General features: G+C 34.1%; 14 protein-coding genes. 5 read left to right on the top strand and 9 right to left on the bottom strand.

Translation table 11 applies throughout. The annotated features are described in order from the left end of the window. Positions 1-88 precede the first annotated feature (88 nt). Complete coding sequence (locus tag T367_RS0108010) at positions 89-3,067, top strand: glycoside hydrolase family 3 N-terminal domain-containing protein (protein ID WP_051568444.1); 2,979 nt, start codon at positions 89-91, stop codon at positions 3,065-3,067. 106 nt (positions 3,068-3,173) lie between these two features. Next, the gene (bshA, locus tag T367_RS0108005) at positions 3,174-4,325 is read left to right on the top strand and encodes an N-acetyl-alpha-D-glucosaminyl L-malate synthase BshA (protein WP_027419381.1); all 1,152 of its coding nucleotides are present in this window, start codon (positions 3,174-3,176) and stop codon (positions 4,323-4,325) included. A gap of 5 nt (positions 4,326-4,330) precedes the next feature. Here the strand turns inward: bshA and T367_RS0108000 are convergent, their stop codons facing one another. Further along, positions 4,331-4,906: a SiaB family protein kinase gene (locus T367_RS0108000; protein ID WP_027419380.1), complete on the bottom strand. Its 576-nt coding sequence runs from the start codon at positions 4,904-4,906 to the stop codon at positions 4,331-4,333. Positions 4,907-5,079: 173 nt separating this feature from the next. Continuing rightward, a complete protein-coding gene (locus T367_RS0107995; RefSeq protein WP_027419379.1) occupies positions 5,080-5,565 on the bottom strand; it encodes a YkgJ family cysteine cluster protein in 486 nt (161 codons plus the stop codon). 72 nt (positions 5,566-5,637) lie between these two features. Here T367_RS0107995 and T367_RS0107990 point away from each other — a divergent pair, with 72 nt between their 5' ends. Continuing rightward, complete coding sequence (locus tag T367_RS0107990; protein ID WP_027419378.1) at positions 5,638-7,134, top strand: dihydrolipoyl dehydrogenase family protein; 1,497 nt, start codon at positions 5,638-5,640, stop codon at positions 7,132-7,134. Positions 7,135-7,139: 5 nt separating this feature from the next. Here the strand turns inward: T367_RS0107990 and T367_RS0107985 are convergent, their stop codons facing one another. From T367_RS0107985 to T367_RS0107960, 6 genes are all read right to left on the bottom strand, one after another. Beyond that, positions 7,140-7,604, bottom strand: coding sequence for a hypothetical protein (locus T367_RS0107985; RefSeq protein WP_027419377.1), 465 nt, complete (start codon positions 7,602-7,604; stop codon positions 7,140-7,142). A gap of 76 nt (positions 7,605-7,680) precedes the next feature. Next, a complete protein-coding gene (locus tag T367_RS0107980; RefSeq protein WP_245593031.1) occupies positions 7,681-8,001 on the bottom strand; it encodes a hypothetical protein in 321 nt (106 codons plus the stop codon). Between the two features lie 61 nt (positions 8,002-8,062). After that, a complete protein-coding gene (locus T367_RS0107975; RefSeq protein WP_035842974.1) occupies positions 8,063-8,557 on the bottom strand; it encodes a flavodoxin family protein in 495 nt (164 codons plus the stop codon). A gap of 52 nt (positions 8,558-8,609) precedes the next feature. Continuing rightward, a complete protein-coding gene (locus tag T367_RS23800) occupies positions 8,610-10,472 on the bottom strand; it encodes a T9SS type A sorting domain-containing protein (protein ID WP_051568443.1) in 1,863 nt (620 codons plus the stop codon). Positions 10,473-10,739: 267 nt separating this feature from the next. Then, the gene (gene rplS, locus T367_RS0107965) at positions 10,740-11,111 is read right to left on the bottom strand and encodes a 50S ribosomal protein L19 (protein ID WP_027419374.1); all 372 of its coding nucleotides are present in this window, start codon (positions 11,109-11,111) and stop codon (positions 10,740-10,742) included. A 120-nt stretch (positions 11,112-11,231) separates the two neighbouring features. After that, the gene (locus tag T367_RS0107960; RefSeq protein WP_027419373.1) at positions 11,232-14,444 is read right to left on the bottom strand and encodes a SpoIIE family protein phosphatase; all 3,213 of its coding nucleotides are present in this window, start codon (positions 14,442-14,444) and stop codon (positions 11,232-11,234) included. 49 nt (positions 14,445-14,493) lie between these two features. On the opposite strand from T367_RS0107960, the gene T367_RS0107955 reads away from it, so the two are divergent. Next, positions 14,494-14,895, top strand: a complete 402-nt coding sequence (locus T367_RS0107955; protein WP_157454165.1) for a pyrophosphohydrolase domain-containing protein — start codon at positions 14,494-14,496, stop codon at positions 14,893-14,895. A gap of 110 nt (positions 14,896-15,005) precedes the next feature. Here T367_RS0107955 and gyrB read toward each other — a convergent pair whose 3' ends face one another. After that, on the bottom strand, positions 15,006-16,961 hold the full coding sequence (gene gyrB, locus T367_RS0107950) for a DNA topoisomerase (ATP-hydrolyzing) subunit B (RefSeq protein WP_027419371.1): 1,956 nt from the start codon (positions 16,959-16,961) through the stop codon (positions 15,006-15,008). 355 nt (positions 16,962-17,316) lie between these two features. On the opposite strand from gyrB, the gene T367_RS0107945 reads away from it, so the two are divergent. Further along, on the top strand, positions 17,317-18,381 hold the full coding sequence (locus T367_RS0107945; protein WP_027419370.1) for a 2Fe-2S iron-sulfur cluster-binding protein: 1,065 nt from the start codon (positions 17,317-17,319) through the stop codon (positions 18,379-18,381). Positions 18,382-18,383 lie beyond the last annotated feature (2 nt).

Raw genomic sequence — 18,383 nt, 5'->3', positions numbered from 1 at the left:
CTTCAATATGTGGACAAATCTTGTGCCATGGCAAGGTTTATGCAAGATCAAATGTATACTTTCGTGTAATTCTTATATAATTTATTTTATGCCCTACATCAAAACGCTTACTATTACTGCTTTTACTAGTTTATTGATGCTTTTATTTAGTATTAATCTTAGCGCACAAATTCAACCTGACAATTTAACAGTTGGTAAAGCTCCTGCTTTTTTAAGTGTTAAAAGTACATGGGCCGATTCTGTTTTTAATAGTCTAACACCAAGAGAAAGAATTGCACAATTATTTATGGTTGCTGCATATTCAAATAAAGAGGTCGCTCATGAAAAATCAATAGCGACATTATTAGAGAAAGAAAAGATTGGTGGACTGATATTTTTTAAGGGAACGCCTACTGCTCAAGCTAATTTGACCAATAGATATCAAAGCATTTCTAAAACCCCATTAATGATTGCCATAGATGGCGAATGGGGACTGGCAATGCGTTTAGATTCGACGGTTTCTTATCCTCGACAGATGACGTTAGGTGCCATTCAAGATGAAAGCTTACTTTATAAGATGGGAACCGATATTGCCGCGCAATGCAAAACCATGGGGATACATGTCAATTTTGCTCCAGTTATCGACGTCAATAACAATCCTGCAAATCCAGTGATTAATAATAGGGCTTTTGGTGAAGAGAAATTGAATGTGACTAAATTGGGAATGGCATATATGAATGGTATGCAAGACGCAGGAATTATAGCTTGTGGTAAACACTTTCCTGGTCACGGCGATACGGATACTGACTCTCATAAAGCCTTGCCGACCATCATGCATAGTTATGAACGCCTCAACGACATAGAACTTTACCCCTTTAGACAATTAATTAAAGGAGGCCTTGCAAGTATGATGGTGGCACATTTATCCATTCCATCATTGGATGATACTCCAGATCAAGCCTCTACTTTATCGAATAAAATTGTAAACGGATTATTAAAAGACAGTTTAGGATTTGAAGGATTAATATTCACTGATGCTTTAAATATGAACGGCGTTTCAGCGCATTATAATTCAGATGAAATTAATGTAAAAGCTATTCTAGCAGGAGATGACATTCTATTATTCCCCGCAAATGTAAGCGCTGGAATTGATAAAATAGAAGCAGCAATATTAAGTGGAGAACTAAGTCAAGCTGTTATAGACGAAAGATGTTTAAAAGTACTAAAAGCAAAAGAATGGGTCGGATTAAATCAATACCAACCTATTGATACTAAAAATTTAATTCCAAGACTAAACCTCGATTCGTATAATGGATTGAATAAAAACCTAAATAAGTCTGCCTTAACACTAATCAAAAATGAAAGAGATATTCTCCCCTTCAAAGATTTGTCAGATAAAAAAACTGTTTATTTAAACATTGGCGGAACGGAGAAAAATGCCTTTATCGATGGAATACATCAATTCAGTGCAATCGAACAAATTCAAATTCCACGATCATTATCAGCCAAAGACGAATTGGCATTATTAGCTGAATGCGGCAAATTTGAAAGAATCATTATTGCATTCCACCGTACCAATAATAATCCGGCACGTAATTTTGGTATTACCCGTCAAGCAATAGCGATTCATCAAAAACTAAGTCACGAAAAGGAAGTCATCACTATTCTATTTGGTAATCCTTATGTAATAGACAAATTTGGTCCATTAAAAGATACCAAAGCATTTTTAGTTGCCTATCAAGACAACGACGAGACAAATAATGCTGCTGCACAAGCTTTATTCGGTGCAATTCAACCAAAAGGAAAATTACCAGTGACAGCATCTGAAGAGTTTAAAGCTGGATTTGGCCTATCCTACCCCGAAAAAATTCGTTTATCATATGCCAGTCCTGGAGAAGTAGGTGCTGATAGCGAAAAATTAAAAGGAATAGACGAATTGGTGAAAACGGGTATTCGAACAAAAGCTTTTCCGGGTTGTCAAGTCTTAGCCATTAAAGATGGACAGATATTTTACAATAAGTCATTCGGTAATTTTACTTACGACAAAAAAAGCCCAGTTCAAAACAATACAATTTATGATTTAGCATCGATCACCAAGATAGCCAGTACAACCATTTCACTGATAAAACTGGTTGAATCCGGACAAATTGATTTAGACAAAAGATTAACGGATTACCTTCCCGAAATTGTTGATTCTACTCCTTACCAGAATATGGTTTTAAGAGAAATGTTAGCGCATCAAGCGGGACTTTTTCCTTGGATTCCTTTTTATGCCAAAACAATGAGTAAGGGCCAACTGAATGACACCATCTATAGTACAGACTCGTCTGCAGTATTCGGAAATAAAGTCGCTGAAAACCTATTTATACGTTCTGATTATAACGATATGATGTTTGATACTTTAATTGCACAAAAGTTGATCAAAAAGAAGTACAAATATTCAGATTTAGGTTATTATTTTTTCAAAGAGATTATAGAACGTCAAACGGGACAAAAGTTAGAGGATTTTGTTGATTCGACTTTTTACAAACTAATGCATTTGGCGACAATGGGCTACCACCCTACTTATTCATTCGATTTAGATCAAATTGCCCCGACAGAACTAGATTCGATTTATAGAAAACAATTGGTTTGGGGTAATGTTCATGATCCTGGAGCAGCCATGCAAGGTGGTGTTGGTGGTCATGCTGGACTTTTTTCCAATGCCGAAGATTTGGGAGCATTGATGTATATGTTAATTAATGATGGAAGGTATATGGGAGAACAAATCCTGTCACCATCAATAATTTCAGATTTCACACGCTGTCAATTTTGTCCTAAAAACAGAAGAGGTGCAGGATTCGACAAACCTGTACAATCTTTAAATGGAGGACCTACATGCGATAAGGTTTCTTTAACAAGTTTTGGACATTCAGGGTTTACAGGCACATTAACTTGGGCCGATCCTGAGAATGGCATTGTTTATGTGTTTTTAAGCAATAGAGTTTATCCAAATGCAGAGAATTGGCAAATCGTAAAAGAAGGGTACCGAACCAAAATACAAGATATTATCTACCAGTCGTTCATGAATGATTTACCAATAAATTAACGAAAGAAGTATTGAAGCTAGTCCTTCAATGCTTAACTTTGACTTTTTAGATTGTAAGGATAATAAACATACAAACGACCAAAGGTCGCAAATGAAAAAGAATTAAATGAAAATAGGAATAGTATTATACCCAACATTTGGTGGAAGTGGAATTGTAGCAACAGAATTAGGCAAGGCATTAGCTGAAAAAGGTCATGAAGTCCACTTTATTTCGTATAATCATCCAGTTAAATTAGATCATTTTCTTCCTAACATTCGCTACCACGAAGTAAGACCGTTTAACTACCCTCTTTTTGATTACCAACCATACGAATTGGCGTTAACGAGTAAACTGGTCGATGTAACAAGATATGAAAACCTTGACATTCTGCATTGCCATTATGCCATACCGCATGCTTCTGCTGCTTATTTTGCACAGCAAATATTAAAAACACATCAAATAGACATTCCTTATATTACAACTTTGCACGGTACAGATATTACATTGGTAGGTAAACAACCATCATTCGAACCTGTAATTACCTTTAGCATCAATAAGTCGGATGCTGTTAGCGTAGTTTCAGAAAGTTTAAAACAGGATACATATAGACATTTCAAGATTGAAAGAGACATTGAAGTAATTCCAAATTTCATTCAACATACACATTATAGCAATGTAGCGACAGAAGATGACAAAGCCAGAAGAAAGTCGATCGCTCCCAATGGAGAATTTGTTATTAGTCATGTTTCCAATTTTAGAAAAGTAAAACGAATTGAAGATGTTGTTCAAATATTTCACAGAATCCGTAAAAAAGTTCCAGCTAAGTTAATTTTAGCCGGTGATGGACCAGAACGTTATAAAATTGAGCAATTATGCCAGGAATTAGGTGTTTGTGGAGATGTTGATATGATGGGAAGTGTTCAATCTGCAAATGAAATTTATTCGATTAGTGACTTATTCATTTTGCCTTCACAAACAGAAAGTTTTGGTCTAGCCGCTTTGGAAGCTTTAGCATCTGGCGTACCAGTTATATCCTCAAATTCTGGTGGATTACCAGAAGTCAACAAGAATGGTTATTCAGGTTATTTAAGTAATGTTGGTGATGTTGATGAAATGGCTAAGAACGCACTTTCTATTCTAAAAGACACAGAAACTTTAGCACGCTTTAAGAAACAAGCTTATGAACACTCAAAAAACTTTAGTTTAGCATCGGTATTACCAATGTATGAAGAATTGTATGAAAGGTTAGTGACAAAAAATAAACTAATAAAAGAGTAAAAGTATTACTCTCTATTAACAGTAATTGTTTGTGAGAATATTAATAAATCTTCAGAAACTTCTTCTTCAAGATATTTGATTTGATTTTGAGACTTCAAAGCCATTGTTATAAAACCTAATCCAGCACCACCTTTATTCGACATTACGCCATTTGACAAAGTATCCATATACAATGATTTAATTTCAGCGCGATCCATTTTGTTCAATTTATCGATTCGTGCTTCAATTTTATCAATATTCGATTTTTTAACTAAGTTCCCAAAGGTCACTTTATAGTCTTCATCCTTTTGTAAAACAATTAAAAAAGATATTTGCTGTTTGTTTTCGTCACGTTCGCCATGAATTCGAATATTCTGAAGACCTTCAACTAAGATACTGAATACTTTTTTGAGGACACCTTTTTTATCACCTGAATCTAACATGATTTCCTCGATGTTAGTAGATAATGAATTTACGAGGTCTTGAGAGAATTCTCCAAAATGAGACACTATAATTTTACCGTCCGCATGCACGTTATAATCACCAAAGATCTTTTGAAATCTAGCACTACATTTTTCCAGTAAAGTGTTTTTCTGTAACATCTTGGTTTTTATGTACACAAATATTATTCCGAAATATAAAAAATAAATATCTAACCTTAAAGGTTCATCTATATTATTTTGGAAGTACTTATTAACGTTAAATTTTTAAAAAACTATACATCCGCTGTAAAAATAGTCCATACCAAGCTTATTAACAAGTATATAAAACAAAACTATAACCCTCGAATATTGTTAACAATTGAAGCTACAGCCGGACAAACCAATGAGTTTTCACGTGTTAAATCTAGAATTTGAAACATATTTTTTCTATTTGTGTGCGGATACTCTCTACATGCTTGTGGACGAACATCATAAACAAAACATGTATTATCGGCATTCAAGAAAGGACAAGGTGACGATTTTAATACATAATCATCATCACTATCTAGACGTAAATATTCAGAAATGAAACTATGTTTTTTCATTTTGAAAAGACCTGACAAACGTTTTATATCTTGATCTGTAAAAATTGGACTCGTCGTTTTACAACAATTAGCACAATCAAGGCAATCAATTTTAGCAAATACTTTCTCATGTTCTTCATGAAATAAAGAATCAACTATTTTTTTCGGTTTTTTCTTGGCTCTTTTCAAGAAGTCAGCATTAAGCTTTTTCTGAGCCGCAGTTTGATTTAATAAATTACTTAGATTTTCTTCCACTTTGCAAAGATGCACATTATCTCAACAATTCTAATAATATTCTTATCTTCACCTTCTGATTAAAACGTTTAAATGGATGACTCTAAATACGATCTCGTAGTTATCGGAGGTGGCCCAGCGGGCTACGCGGCTGCGATGCGCGCAATTGATTTTGGAAAACGCGTATGCCTTGTTGAAAAAGCTAAAGTTGGAGGTGCTGGTGTATATAATGGTGCATTAAGTTCGAAAACTTTATGGGAATTATCACAAAGGGTAAAAAATGTCAATGAAACTATTGTTTCTTTAGGACGAAAGCCTTTCGAAATATCATGGAAAGAAGTTAAGAAAACATTGGATGAAGCTACATTCGAGCGTAAATTCCAATACTCCTGTCATATCAAACTATTAAAGAACCAACGAAAAGACCTGTTTTCATACATTAGAGGTTATGGAAAAATTTTAAGTCCAACCAAAGTTGCAATCAATAGAACAAGAGATTCAGAAGAAATTCTTTTAGAAACGGATAATATTATAATCGCTACTGGTAGTTCCCCTCGCAAAATTCACAATATTGAAGTAGATGAATCGATTATCATGACCAGTGATGGAATTGAATCGTTAGAGGACTATCCAAAGAGTTTAGTTATAGTTGGTGCCGGTGTAATCGGTTGTGAATATGCGACCATATTCTCAAATTTTGGCAAAACAAAGGTATACTTAATTGACCGTGCCAACAGAATCTTACCTTTTGAAGATGAAGATATATCAGAAATTGTTTCTAAAAATCTAGAAAAACGAGGCGTTACTATTCATCATGATGCACAACTAGACCGTATGCAGATTGTAAACGGCGAAGTTGAATATGAGATTACTTGTGATGGTAAAAAAGAGATTATTCGCGTAGAGCGAGCGCTTTTATCAGTTGGGCGTGAATCGAATTACACAAATATAGGTTTAGAAGCAGTTGGAATTAAAAAAGGTGAAAACAATCGACATATTGGAGATGATGACACCCGAACTAATATTCCAAATATTTATGCTGTTGGCGATGTTTCTGGTCATATAGCATTAGTGAACATGGGCGAAATTGAAGGTCGTCACGCTGTTGAAAAAATATTCGAGAATAAGCAAACACGCATTTCGTATGACAATGTTTGTACCATCATGTTCTTAGAACCTGAGGTTGCAGCAGTTGGTGTTAACGAGCAATATTGCATTGAAAACAACATTCCATGCAAAGTAGTGAAGTTAGATTATTCGATTATGGCGAGAGCTATTGCTATGAGAAAGACACAAGGATTCTTCAAAATTATTGTTCAAAACGATGCCGAAATGAAGATACTTGGGATGCGTGCAGTTGGAGAACATGCATCAAGTGCGATTGAAGCTGTTGCTTTACTGATCAAAATGGAAAAAGGAATTGGTGAATTAGCTGAATTGGTACACCCTCACCCTTCTATTGTTGAAGGTGTTCAAGAATGTGTAAGAATGCTGATGAATAAATCGATTTTTAAAGCTTCTGTTTTTAAAGATAAATTAGAATGTTATAGCTTGGTAGACGGTGTTAAAACACCTTTACAACGTTTGTAGACTCTTTATAAGCCATCTTTCAAGTTACTGATTCGTATTAGCTTAAACCGATCCGTATCAATTTCTATTCTTTTGTATCGGCCATATATAATAAACTGGACTTCATTACTAAAGTATTTATATCGAATAAATAAGTCGACTTGGTTATTTTGTTCCTTCCAATCAATAGAATCAAAATAAACCAATCCAACAGCACAAGTTGCATCTGAATTATACCCAATTCGAATATCATTACTGTCTTTAAAATTAAAGATATATTTATTCTTGGGTACTTCCTCCTCTTCCTTAAGACGTTCAAAAGTCAAATCGGTATCATCAATACTACCCAACAATTGCCATTCATATTGATTGGCTTTTTTATCATGTTCAAAATCTCGCAATTGTTTCGTTGGAAAAAGTTGGGGAAATTTTGGAACGACTTCATTATTATCTGTCCTTTCGACATTTTGACCAACTTTCGAACATGCCACAATTACGAGACAAAACAAAAGTATGACAATAATGAACCTAGAATAAAACCTCATAAAACAATTCCTACAACTTTTTTTACTTAGGTTCAAGCGACATTACGTAATCATAACTTTCATTCAATAATCCCACCAAATTATCTTTATCAGCGAACATCTCATCTGTAATTAAGATATAACCTTTCATAATGGAACCATGGGAAATAAAATTACTAGTCTTGTATTTCTCAAAATACTTTTCTTGAACAGCGTTTGAAAACCTCATTCCTAATTGACCTTCTTTATTAATTACTGAAAACATATGTCCATTTGCAGAAGTGTAAGGAACGGTTTTTCCTTTTTTATCAAATCGCTCACATTCATCAACAAGTTCGAGGTAATATTTAAGTACATCATTCATAATTCGATTCAATTTATAAAATATTTATCTATGTCCTTATAAGGAATTAAAAAATAGAACTTTATTTTGCTTCAATTATTCGAATAAAATTCAATATCACGTCTTGTTCATTGTCTAAAGATACAGTATGCAGGTTAGCTATATTATTCATGCCTAAATAATCAGCTGTAGCTTTAAAAGGCAACCAAAATTGCTCTCCTAAATTACTACCGTTAGAACAAGTAATCACCCCCATTTTTTTTCCACGCAACTTCCTACCTATTTCTTTTTCGATGGTTAATAAATCACTGAACCGATCAAAAAACACTTTCAATACACCGCTCATAGCATACCAATAGACTGGTGTTACAAATATAAAGACATCATAATTATCAATCAATTTAACCATTAATGGAAGAAAATCATCGTTCTTATTCTCGTGATGATAATCATAAAATGAAATCTTATAATCATTCAAATTAATCAAATCCCATTCCGTATGAAAAAGTATTTTTTTAGACAAGGCAGCAGCATCGCCGTCATTTCTTGAACTACCTTGTATTAAAGCTATTTTCATAATTGACTTAATCGACTACGAATTTTAAGTATTGCAATAGCTTAAATCCTTCTTAATCGACAATAAATTTCTGATGTGTTTTTTCTAATCCATTTTCAATTTGCAAATAATAAATTCCAGTTGGATAATTTTCAACATTTAGTTGCCATTTATCACCAGAAGCATTAAAATACTCTTCGTATAGTTGCCCATTAGAATTAAAAATAGTCAAATTCACATTGTTATTCCCTAATTCAACCAATAAATAGTCAGATGTTGGATTTGGGTAAATATTATAAAGATTCGAATTAAGTTTAAAAACAGTTCGCACCTCACTTATTTCGAATGCTCCATCAAAGTCAACTTGTTTAAGGCGGTAATATGATATCTCACTAAAAGGTTGCTTATCTACAGTTGAATAATTGATTGTATGACTTGAATTTCCATTGCCTTTAATACGGTCAAATTCTTCCCATTCTTTTCCATTTGGTGAACGTTCAATTGAAAAATAATCGTTATCATTTTCAGACGCTGTTCTCCAATTTAGAATAGTTTGGTCATCACGAAGATTTGCCGAAAAATCAAGTAATTCAACAGGTAAAGGACTACTATAAAAATCAATTGTTCCGATAGTATAATAACCATCATCACCATCCGAAGAGAAGGCATAATCAAAAGAAATTCGATCATCAACCACTTCGTCTGCATCAGCAAGAATAGTCCAGTCTCCTGAATTCGTAGCTCTATAAAGCAACTTATAATTCGAAGGTATTCCGGCTGCACCGCCGTCTCCCATGCCACCATCACTCATATCAAATATAATTGTGGTATTAATATCATCAATTGTATTTGTTATATCAAAATACCAAATTCTATTCCATCGTTGTGTAACGGGACTACCATCAACAATATCAATATCTGTATCATTCCCTGAATTTGTATCCAGATCGTGCCCAATAAATATATAGTCACCATCATCAAAAATAGAATCCGTTACGATTCCCAGACCTCCACTCGCTGAAGGTTCAAAAACACCGTGAAAATCATGCAATTCATACTGTCCTACACCGGCAACTTCGTGATCAAAATCTCCATTCGCTGGTAAATCGCCATTATAAAAATCGTTTGTACCAAGACTTATGGCATATTTCGAACTCAAGTAATTATCGACTACAATTTTCTCAGTTGTATTTAAAGTTCTTCTAAAATAAATTAGCTCGGCTATATGCCCATCAAATGGACGGGGATCGCCAACATGCGTTGCTCCAATCACAAAAGGAGAATTATAATCAGGCATTGATGCACTCGTTTCAGTTCTTGTTGCGATGAGTGTTTGGCCACTGAATAGTTTAGCACGTTCTGTCGACACTAAACTCCCATCAAAAGTCGCGGAAATTATATAATTATTATCTGCTGGAAAGGACGTTGGTGCAGAATCAAATCGATTATTATTGGTAACAACATCAAGTGTCAATTCGTTTCCCCCATAAAGAAAAAGCATATATGCTTGGTTCACTCCAACATTTGTACGCTTACTCATTATACTTCTAGCACTGCTATTATTAGATAATGGTCTAACCGCTGAAAACATTGTAAACCCGTCAGAATTATCTAAAACGGCTGCATCATCTGCAGAAAAAAAATCATTTTGGCCAGACGAATTAATATCGTCAAAAAGAATTGTTGGATAACCATTCATATAAGCATCTTGAAACAAAGGTTGTTGATCCACTGTTGCTTGTTCGACATTTATACCATTACCTGATTGATCCTCCCAAATTTCAATAGCTTCACCATCTATATTCGTAGAGGTGCCTTTGTCTGCTTTTAGCCAAATACCGTTATTTACAGTATTATCTACACCAGCTGGACCAGTTTGAGCGCTTAATTGGGATGTACAAATTGATACTAAAAATGCAATTCGGATATATTTCATGAAAATCAGATTCAAAATTCTAGTCTAACATAATTACAGTAATTACCTTGGACTAACTCAGCTCTCAAAAATACAAAAATTATTGGCTTAATTTTTAAGTAATTAAAAATATAAGCTATCTAATATACCGTTACTTTTAATTGGTTAAACAAGAATTATATAACCAATTTAGGTAAGCAATTAATATTGCACAACCTATTAATTCTTGGACACAAAAAAAACGTCCACTCCTTAGGAGTAAACGTTTTTAAAATATCTAAACAGCGACTATTTCGCTTTTTTAGTGTAGAAAGTTTGCTTTTCTTTAATTCTAGCAGATTTCCCTCTTCTTTCACGGAAGTAGAAAATTCTTGCTCTTCGAACAGCACCAACTTTATTCACCTCAATTTTTTCAATAAACGGAGAGTTAATCGGTATAACACGTTCAACGCCGACGTTACCTGAAATTTTACGAATAGTAAAAGTTTCAGTCGCACCAGAACCACGTCTCTGAATTACAACACCTTGGAATAACTGAATTCTTTCTTTATTCCCCTCTTTAATTTTATAATAAACAGTAACAGTACTACCAGCCTTAAAATCAGGGTGGTTTGAAACATGTACCAATTCCTCTTGAACTTCCTTAATAATATTACTCATGACAAAATCTTTATTTCCCTTGTATTTGGGGGTGCAATATTACGAAGAATAAATCAGAAATAAATGCAGAAATGAAAAATATTTTAGTTTTTTTTTAATTTATTTTTTTTGACTGCTGATCTACGACCAATTATCGAATTTTGGTTCGAATCCAATTATGCAAATATCATCCACTTGTTCAGTCTCTCCCATCCAATTTATTAGCGCAGATTCGAGTGCTTTTTTCTGCTCTATAAATGTATTATTCGAAATTTCAACTAATAAATCTTTCAATGTTTTCACTTTAAACTTCTTGTCATTTTTACCGCCAAATTGATCTGCGTATCCATCCGTTGACATAAAAAACTTCATTCCAGGCTGTAATTCAATTGTATGCTCTTCATAAACTTGATCGTCAGAAGTAAATCCAGCGACTGCTACTTTCGTAGCTTTAATCTCAGTTAATTCATTTTCATGTACAATCCATAATGGTCGATTTGCACCAGCATATTGCATAGTTTTGGTTTTTAAATCAACTGTACAAACTGCAGCATCCATACCATCTCTTGTTGAATTTTTTTGGCCATCCTGTTTGAGTGACTTTTTTATCGACTTATTCAGGTCTGATAATATTTTTGATGGCGAAGAATTTTTACGTTCAGATACTATTATATTTAATCGATCAGAACCAATCATACTCATTAAGGCACCAGGAACGCCATGTCCAGTACAATCAGCACAAATCACAATTAATTTATCATCTCTTTCTACAAACCAATAAAAATCACCTGAAACGATATCCTTAGGTCTAAACAAGATAAAGGATTCTGGTAAAAAACGTTTCATTTCCGCTTCGAGCGGTAAGATTGCTTCTTGAATCTTTAACGCATAATTTATGCTGTCCTCTATTTCCTTTTTTTGATGCTCAAGAACAACATTCTTGTCAGAAATCTCTTTTGTTCGCTCTTCAATCACCTCTTCTAACCAAAGGTTTTTCGCTTTTAATCTTTTCGAGCTAATCTTTACTGCAACATAGAAAATCAAAATAAACATGAAAAAATACAGTAAGAATGCCCATTTTGTTAAATACCATGGTGGATAGATACTGAATTTATAAGAAGATTGTTGACTGAGCTGGCCGTATACATTTTTAGCTTCAACCTGAAATTCGTATTCCCCATGAGATAAATTTGTGAAATTAGCCTCACTTTTATATGACCAAGCTGACCAATCATTATCGTTACCTACTAATTTGAATCGATACATTGGCTCGTGTTCATCTTCAAAATAAGGTGCCGAGAACACAAATCGTAAATCATTAAAGGCATAATCAAGCGCAGGTATCTCGTTATCTATTTGAACCATTAAATTATTGGTATCTCTATGATTAAAAACTCCTCCAAATAAAATGGAATCTCGTCCTATATAGATATCTCTCACCAATGCTAAGAAATTGGACTTATATTGTTTGAAATCATTCTTTTCAAATCGAACTAATCCGTCAACTGCCCCAATCCAAAGTACACCATCATCTTCGAGATAAAGTGTATTAATACGCCCATAATCCAATCCCCAAAATGGCTTATTAAAGAAGTCTTTTTTCTGATTATCGTAATATCCTATTTTAAACTCATTACAATACCATGTTCTTTCTGCACCTGCCTGCAACAATAATAACTGACCATTGAATAAGGAATCGTACAATTCGAATGGTCTAAAAAATCCTTTATAATTCAATGGATCTTTCAATTCTTCGGTCGTTAAAGACTTTTTAATCTCCTCTTCACTTTCAAAATAATACAAACCATCTTTGGCACCAAAAACCAATTTATCGTGCAATAATAAAGGTGTTCCTATATCATCAAGCAAACCTTCCTCATCTCCATAAAAATCAACCTGATAATCATTTTCTATTGCTTTTAATTTTACAATCCCGTATTTCAAGGTGCCAAGCCAAACTACATTCGCATTCATAGGATCTATTTCCCCACCTAAAAAAGTTGAAAAATCGTTTATATAAGACCACTTTTCTTTAAATTCATTGTCAAACACCCAGATTCCAAATTCACCGGCTAAAATAAATTCTTGACGCTCCTTATTGTGGATTAAAGTATTGGCATTAATTCGAGATAACATTTTGAAATTCTCGCCGTCGGTTGAGCTAAAAACACCTTTACCTGAAGCAATATATAATGTATTGTTATAAATCTTTATATCCCAAACTTGCCCATTCACAACGTCCAGATTATGAAACCTTTTATTTTTATTGACATTGGAGGATTGCACAAATAAACCATAAGCAGAACCAACAAATAGTTTCCCTTTAAATCGCTTAATCGCAGAAACCCCTCCTTCTATCCCGCTCTTCTCATTAAAATAAGACATGGGGGAATGATAATTCACTTTTGAGATACCGTTACCCATTGCCAACCAAACATTCAAATCCCTATCTTGAAATGCGGCATGAATCGTATTCGACAATAAACCAGTACTCCGATCAATTTGTTTTAAAATTTCGCCATTTGAGTTCATTGAAACGGCTCCTTCTGTTCTTGTGGTCAATAAATAAGTGCCATCATAAAGTGCTAATGATCCAAATATTCCCAATTGATTTAATCCCCTATTATTTTTATCTGGTATTGCTCTAATCGCATTATTTTTCCATTTAAAAATGCCTATCTCTTGTGTAATGATTAATAATGAATCGTCAGCCAACTGATGCATCCCAAAAACACCATATTCTTTAAAAGGATCCGTCCCAATAACAGGTGCAGGTATTTCCATAGCCGGATTAAAACGTACCAATCCAACACCACGTTCACGCAAATAAAACTGATCCCCCACTAAAAAGCTTAAATGATAACTTGATTCAGGATAAATTGTTCGAATAGATTTGGTTTTGGTATTATAGAGGTAAAAACACTCTTGAGCTTGGAAATAGACATATTCATCAATCGTATAAATCCGCCAAATATTCCCAAAAAATTGATCCTCTTCAGGCAATAAATTTAAAAGCGATTGATATTCAAGCTGTCCTTTGTTATTCGCTTTTAGTAAACCAAAATCTCCAAATGTTCCTGCATAAATTGTTCCTTGCTGATCAACAGCTAAAGATCGAACAAATTCTCCAATACGAACAGTTATATAATTCCAATTCTCTCCATCAAACTCAAGAATACCATGTGCATTCCCAAAATACATAACACCTCTATAATCCTGAATAACGGCGTAATTTTCTGGATTCCTGTCGGTTCCATAATCTTTAACCGAATAATTTAAAACAGGTGGGTAAAAATCTTGTCCGTGCAATATCAGTCCTATTAAAAATAATACGGCAAGGAATAGCTTTTTCATGCTTTAAAATTTAATATTATTCGATTATCTTTATCAAAAATAGAAAATAATGAGTAATAATATCACCCTGAAGGAAGTAATTGGACATGTTGAAAAATTTCACGATGCATTTGGTATAGAGAATAAATACAAACCAACGGCTGAGATATCTGAAAAAGAAGGGCAATTGCGCTTCGATTTAATGAAAGAAGAAAACGAAGAGTACTTAGAAGCTGTGCAAGCGGGCGATTTAGTAGAAATAGCAGATGCACTAGGGGACATGTTATATATATTAAGTGGAACGATGCTAAAACATGGTATGCAAGATAAAATTCAAGCAGTCTTTGAAGAGATACAAAGAAGTAATATGAGTAAATTAGATGCAAACGGAAAAGCGATCTATAGAGAAGATGGTAAGGTTTTAAAATCAGATCTATATTTTAAACCGAACATTGCTGCCTTACTCAAATAAGATACGCAATAAATCAAGTTAATTTGGCCTATTTTTTTTGGGCAAATATTATTAAAACAAAAAAGCCTTTCACAAACGTGAAAGGCTTTTTTTATATAGAATAAAATTTATCAAGTATCAATATTTGCATACTTTGCGTTCTTCTCAATAAATGCTCTACGAGGCGCAACTTCGTCCCCCATTAGCATTGAGAATGTTCTATCACTTTCAATTGCATTTTCAATTTGCACTTGTCTTAAAGTTCTAAATTCAGGATTCATTGTTGTATCCCATAATTGCTCAGCATTCATCTCCCCAAGACCCTTATACCTTTGTACGTTAACACTAGAATCAGATCCTGCACCTTTCATGTCCATAACCAACTTATCTCGCTGATCATCATTCCAAGCATAATGAGATTTCTTTCCTTTTTTTACTTGATATAAAGGAGGAGTCGCAATATATATATATCCCAACTCAATCAACTCACGCATATATCTAAAGAAGAAAGTTAAAATTAAGGTTTCGATATGTGAACCATCGACGTCGGCATCACACATAATAATTATCTTATGGTATCTTAACTTTTCAAGGTTTAGTGCTCGGTCATCATCTTCTGTTCCAATTCTAACACCTAAAGCCGTGTAAATGTTTTTAATCTCTTCGTTTTCGAAAATCTTATGAACCATGGCCTTTTCCACATTCAAAATCTTACCTCTTAAAGGCATTATTGCTTGAAAATGTCTATCTCTCCCTTGCTTCGCTGTTCCACCTGCCGAATCTCCCTCAACCAAGTACACTTCAGATTCTGCTGGATCTTTAGAAGAACAATCTGCTAATTTCCCAGGTAAACCAGTTCCAGTTAAAACACTTTTACGTTGCACCATTTCACGTGCTTTACGTGCAGCATGTCTTGCTGTAGCAGCTAGAATAACTTTTTCAATAATTCTACGTGCATCTTTAGGATTCTCTTCCAAGTAATCAGACAACATTTCAGAAACCGCTTGAGAAACTGGAGCATTAACCTCTCTATTACCCAATTTAGTTTTAGTTTGCCCTTCGAATTGCGGTTCTGCTACTTTAACTGAAATTACTGCAGTTAAACCTTCTCTAAAGTCATCCCCTGCAATCTCGAATTTTAATTTATCCAACATGCCTGATTCATCGGCATATTTTTTCAAGGTGCTCGTTAAACCTCTTCTAAAACCTGAAAGGTGAGTACCACCTTCATGGGTATTAATATTGTTGACATATGAATGTAAGTTTTCAGCATATGACGTATTATAAATCATTGCCACTTCAACCGGAACACCATTTTTCTCACCTGAAACATGGATTACTTCCTCAATTAGTGGTTCTCTTGATTCATCTAAGAATCTTACAAACTCACTTAAACCGATTTCTGAAAAGAAATTATCTTCTTTGAAATTCCCCTCTTCATCTGTTGATCTTTCATCTCTAATAATAAGACGAAGACCTTTATTTAAAAACGACAACTCACGCATTCTTGACGCAAGTATATCATAGGTATAATCTAATTCGTCAAAAATTTGACCATCCGCAAAAAAGGTAACAGTTGTTCCATTCTCTGTAGAAACACCGTCTTCTTTAACTGGATATAATGGCTTTCCACGTTCGTACTCTTGAACGTATAATTTTCCTTCTCTTCGTACTTCTGCTTTAAGATGTCTAGACAATGCGTTTACAACAGAAACACCAACACCGTGCAATCCACCAGATACTTTATAAGAATCTTTATCGAATTTACCACCGGCACCAATCTTAGTCATTACAACCTCTAATGCAGACACTTTCTCTTTTGCGTGCATTCCAATTGGAATACCACGACCATTATCTGTTACACGAACGCCATTACCTTCTAAAATAACAACTTCAACTTCATCACAATGACCCGCCATTGCTTCATCAATTGAATTATCTACCACTTCATAAACTAAGTGATGTAATCCTCTATACCCAACATCTCCAATATACATGGACGGACGCATCCTTACATGCTCCATGCCCTCTAAGGCCTGGATACTATCGGCTGAATATCCTCCATTATTTTTTGCTTCTTCAGACATAAATAAAAATTAATTTTACTGAACTAGTTTAAACGATTTCTTAATTCAAAATACCGCTCTGGTATTACGCCATTTTTCAGGCGTAACAAAGATAACAAAACAAGCCTTACTAACATGTCTTATCTTTTCATTTTGATAGTAGTTTTCAACATGAAATTAACAAAATGTAAACTTTACATGAATTATTATCTAAAACCTGCCAATTCTAGGGATAGACAGCATACTTAAAAGGACTGAATAATTCAAATTCGTCACGATTAAACAAAGTAAAGAGTCGTTTTTAGATAAATTACGTCTTAAGTTTTGCTGTAAATTACTTTTATAGCAGTATTTTTACACAAAAAATTCAAACAAAATGAGTACAAGTTTCCACGCATTGACCGTTAAAAAGATTAATAAAGAGACAGCAGACACTGTTACTATAACGCTTGAAGTACCACCAATTTTAACTGGTGAATTTCAATATATAGCTGGACAATATTTAACTTTTAAGAAAACGGTAAATGGTGAAGAAATTAGAAGATCTTATTCTATTTGTTCGGCACCTTACGAAAAAGAACTTTCTGTTGCTGTTAAAGCAATCGAAAACGGTTTGTTTTCACAATTCGCTGTAAACGAACTAAAAGTAGGCGATACTTTAGATACAATGCCGCCAATGGGGAATTTTAAAATTACTCCAGACGCAAACGCTCAAAAGAATCATATCTTTTATGCGGCAGGTTCGGGTATTACACCTGTCATCTCAATGGTGAAAACTATTTTGAAAGAGGAGCCTAAAAGTAAGGTTCATATGTTCTACGGTAATAAAAGTGCTGCAGATACCATCTTTTTAGAAGAATTGGATGCATTAGATGCAGCAAATGATAATTTTGAATTGGTACATTTCTTATCAAGAGAAGATACAGGTAACCCAATTACAAACGGTCGAATTGATCAAAGTACTTGTGCATCAATTTTTAATACATACTTACACGGTGCTGATGTGGATGCAGTTTATGCATGTGGTCCTGAGCAAATGATTATGTGTGTTAAGGATTTCTACACGAACAAAGGAATGGATAAGTCTAAAATCCATTTTGAATTATTTAAAACAAGTGTTCCCACTGAAAATATCGCTGTTGAGTCTGGCGAAGTAATCTCAAGTAATGTTACTGTGGTTATTGATGATGAAGAGTATCAATTCGATTTAAATTCGAATGGTAAAAATATTCTACAAGCGGCACAAGATCAAGATGCAGACGTACCATTCTCTTGTAAAGGTGGAGTTTGTTGTACTTGTCGTGCCAAAGTAATGGAAGGAACAGTGAGAATGGATCTAAACTTCGCATTAGAAGAAGATGAAGTAGCAGATGGATTTATTCTTACATGTCAAGCTCATCCGACATCAGAAAAAGTGGTTATCTCTTTTGATGAATACTAAAA

Source organism: Crocinitomix catalasitica ATCC 23190, assembly GCF_000621625.1.
GTDB lineage: Bacteria > Bacteroidota > Bacteroidia > Flavobacteriales_D > Crocinitomicaceae > Crocinitomix > Crocinitomix catalasitica.
Note: the sequence above shows the minus strand (reverse complement) of the source record. Positions and strands in the feature narration are given on the sequence as shown.

Excerpts from the sequence above, each read along its gene's own strand:
- T367_RS0108000 (WP_027419380.1), bottom strand. The coding sequence starts at position 4,906 with ATGTTACAGAAAAACACTTTACTGGAAAAATGTAGTGCTAGATTTCAA.
- T367_RS0107980 (WP_245593031.1), bottom strand. The coding sequence starts at position 8,001 with ATGAATGATGTACTTAAATATTACCTCGAACTTGTTGATGAATGTGAG.
- T367_RS0108010 (WP_051568444.1), top strand. The coding sequence starts at position 89 with ATGCCCTACATCAAAACGCTTACTATTACTGCTTTTACTAGTTTATTG.
- T367_RS0107975 (WP_035842974.1), bottom strand. The coding sequence starts at position 8,557 with ATGAAAATAGCTTTAATACAAGGTAGTTCAAGAAATGACGGCGATGCT.
- T367_RS0107990 (WP_027419378.1), top strand. The coding sequence starts at position 5,638 with ATGGATGACTCTAAATACGATCTCGTAGTTATCGGAGGTGGCCCAGCG.
- T367_RS23800 (WP_051568443.1), bottom strand. The coding sequence starts at position 10,472 with ATGAAATATATCCGAATTGCATTTTTAGTATCAATTTGTACATCCCAA.
- T367_RS0107945 (WP_027419370.1), top strand. The coding sequence starts at position 17,317 with ATGAGTACAAGTTTCCACGCATTGACCGTTAAAAAGATTAATAAAGAG.
- bshA (WP_027419381.1), top strand. The coding sequence starts at position 3,174 with ATGAAAATAGGAATAGTATTATACCCAACATTTGGTGGAAGTGGAATT.
- T367_RS0107960 (WP_027419373.1), bottom strand. The coding sequence starts at position 14,444 with ATGAAAAAGCTATTCCTTGCCGTATTATTTTTAATAGGACTGATATTG.
- gyrB (WP_027419371.1), bottom strand. The coding sequence starts at position 16,961 with ATGTCTGAAGAAGCAAAAAATAATGGAGGATATTCAGCCGATAGTATC.
- T367_RS0107955 (WP_157454165.1), top strand. The coding sequence starts at position 14,494 with ATGAGTAATAATATCACCCTGAAGGAAGTAATTGGACATGTTGAAAAA.
- rplS (WP_027419374.1), bottom strand. The coding sequence starts at position 11,111 with ATGAGTAATATTATTAAGGAAGTTCAAGAGGAATTGGTACATGTTTCA.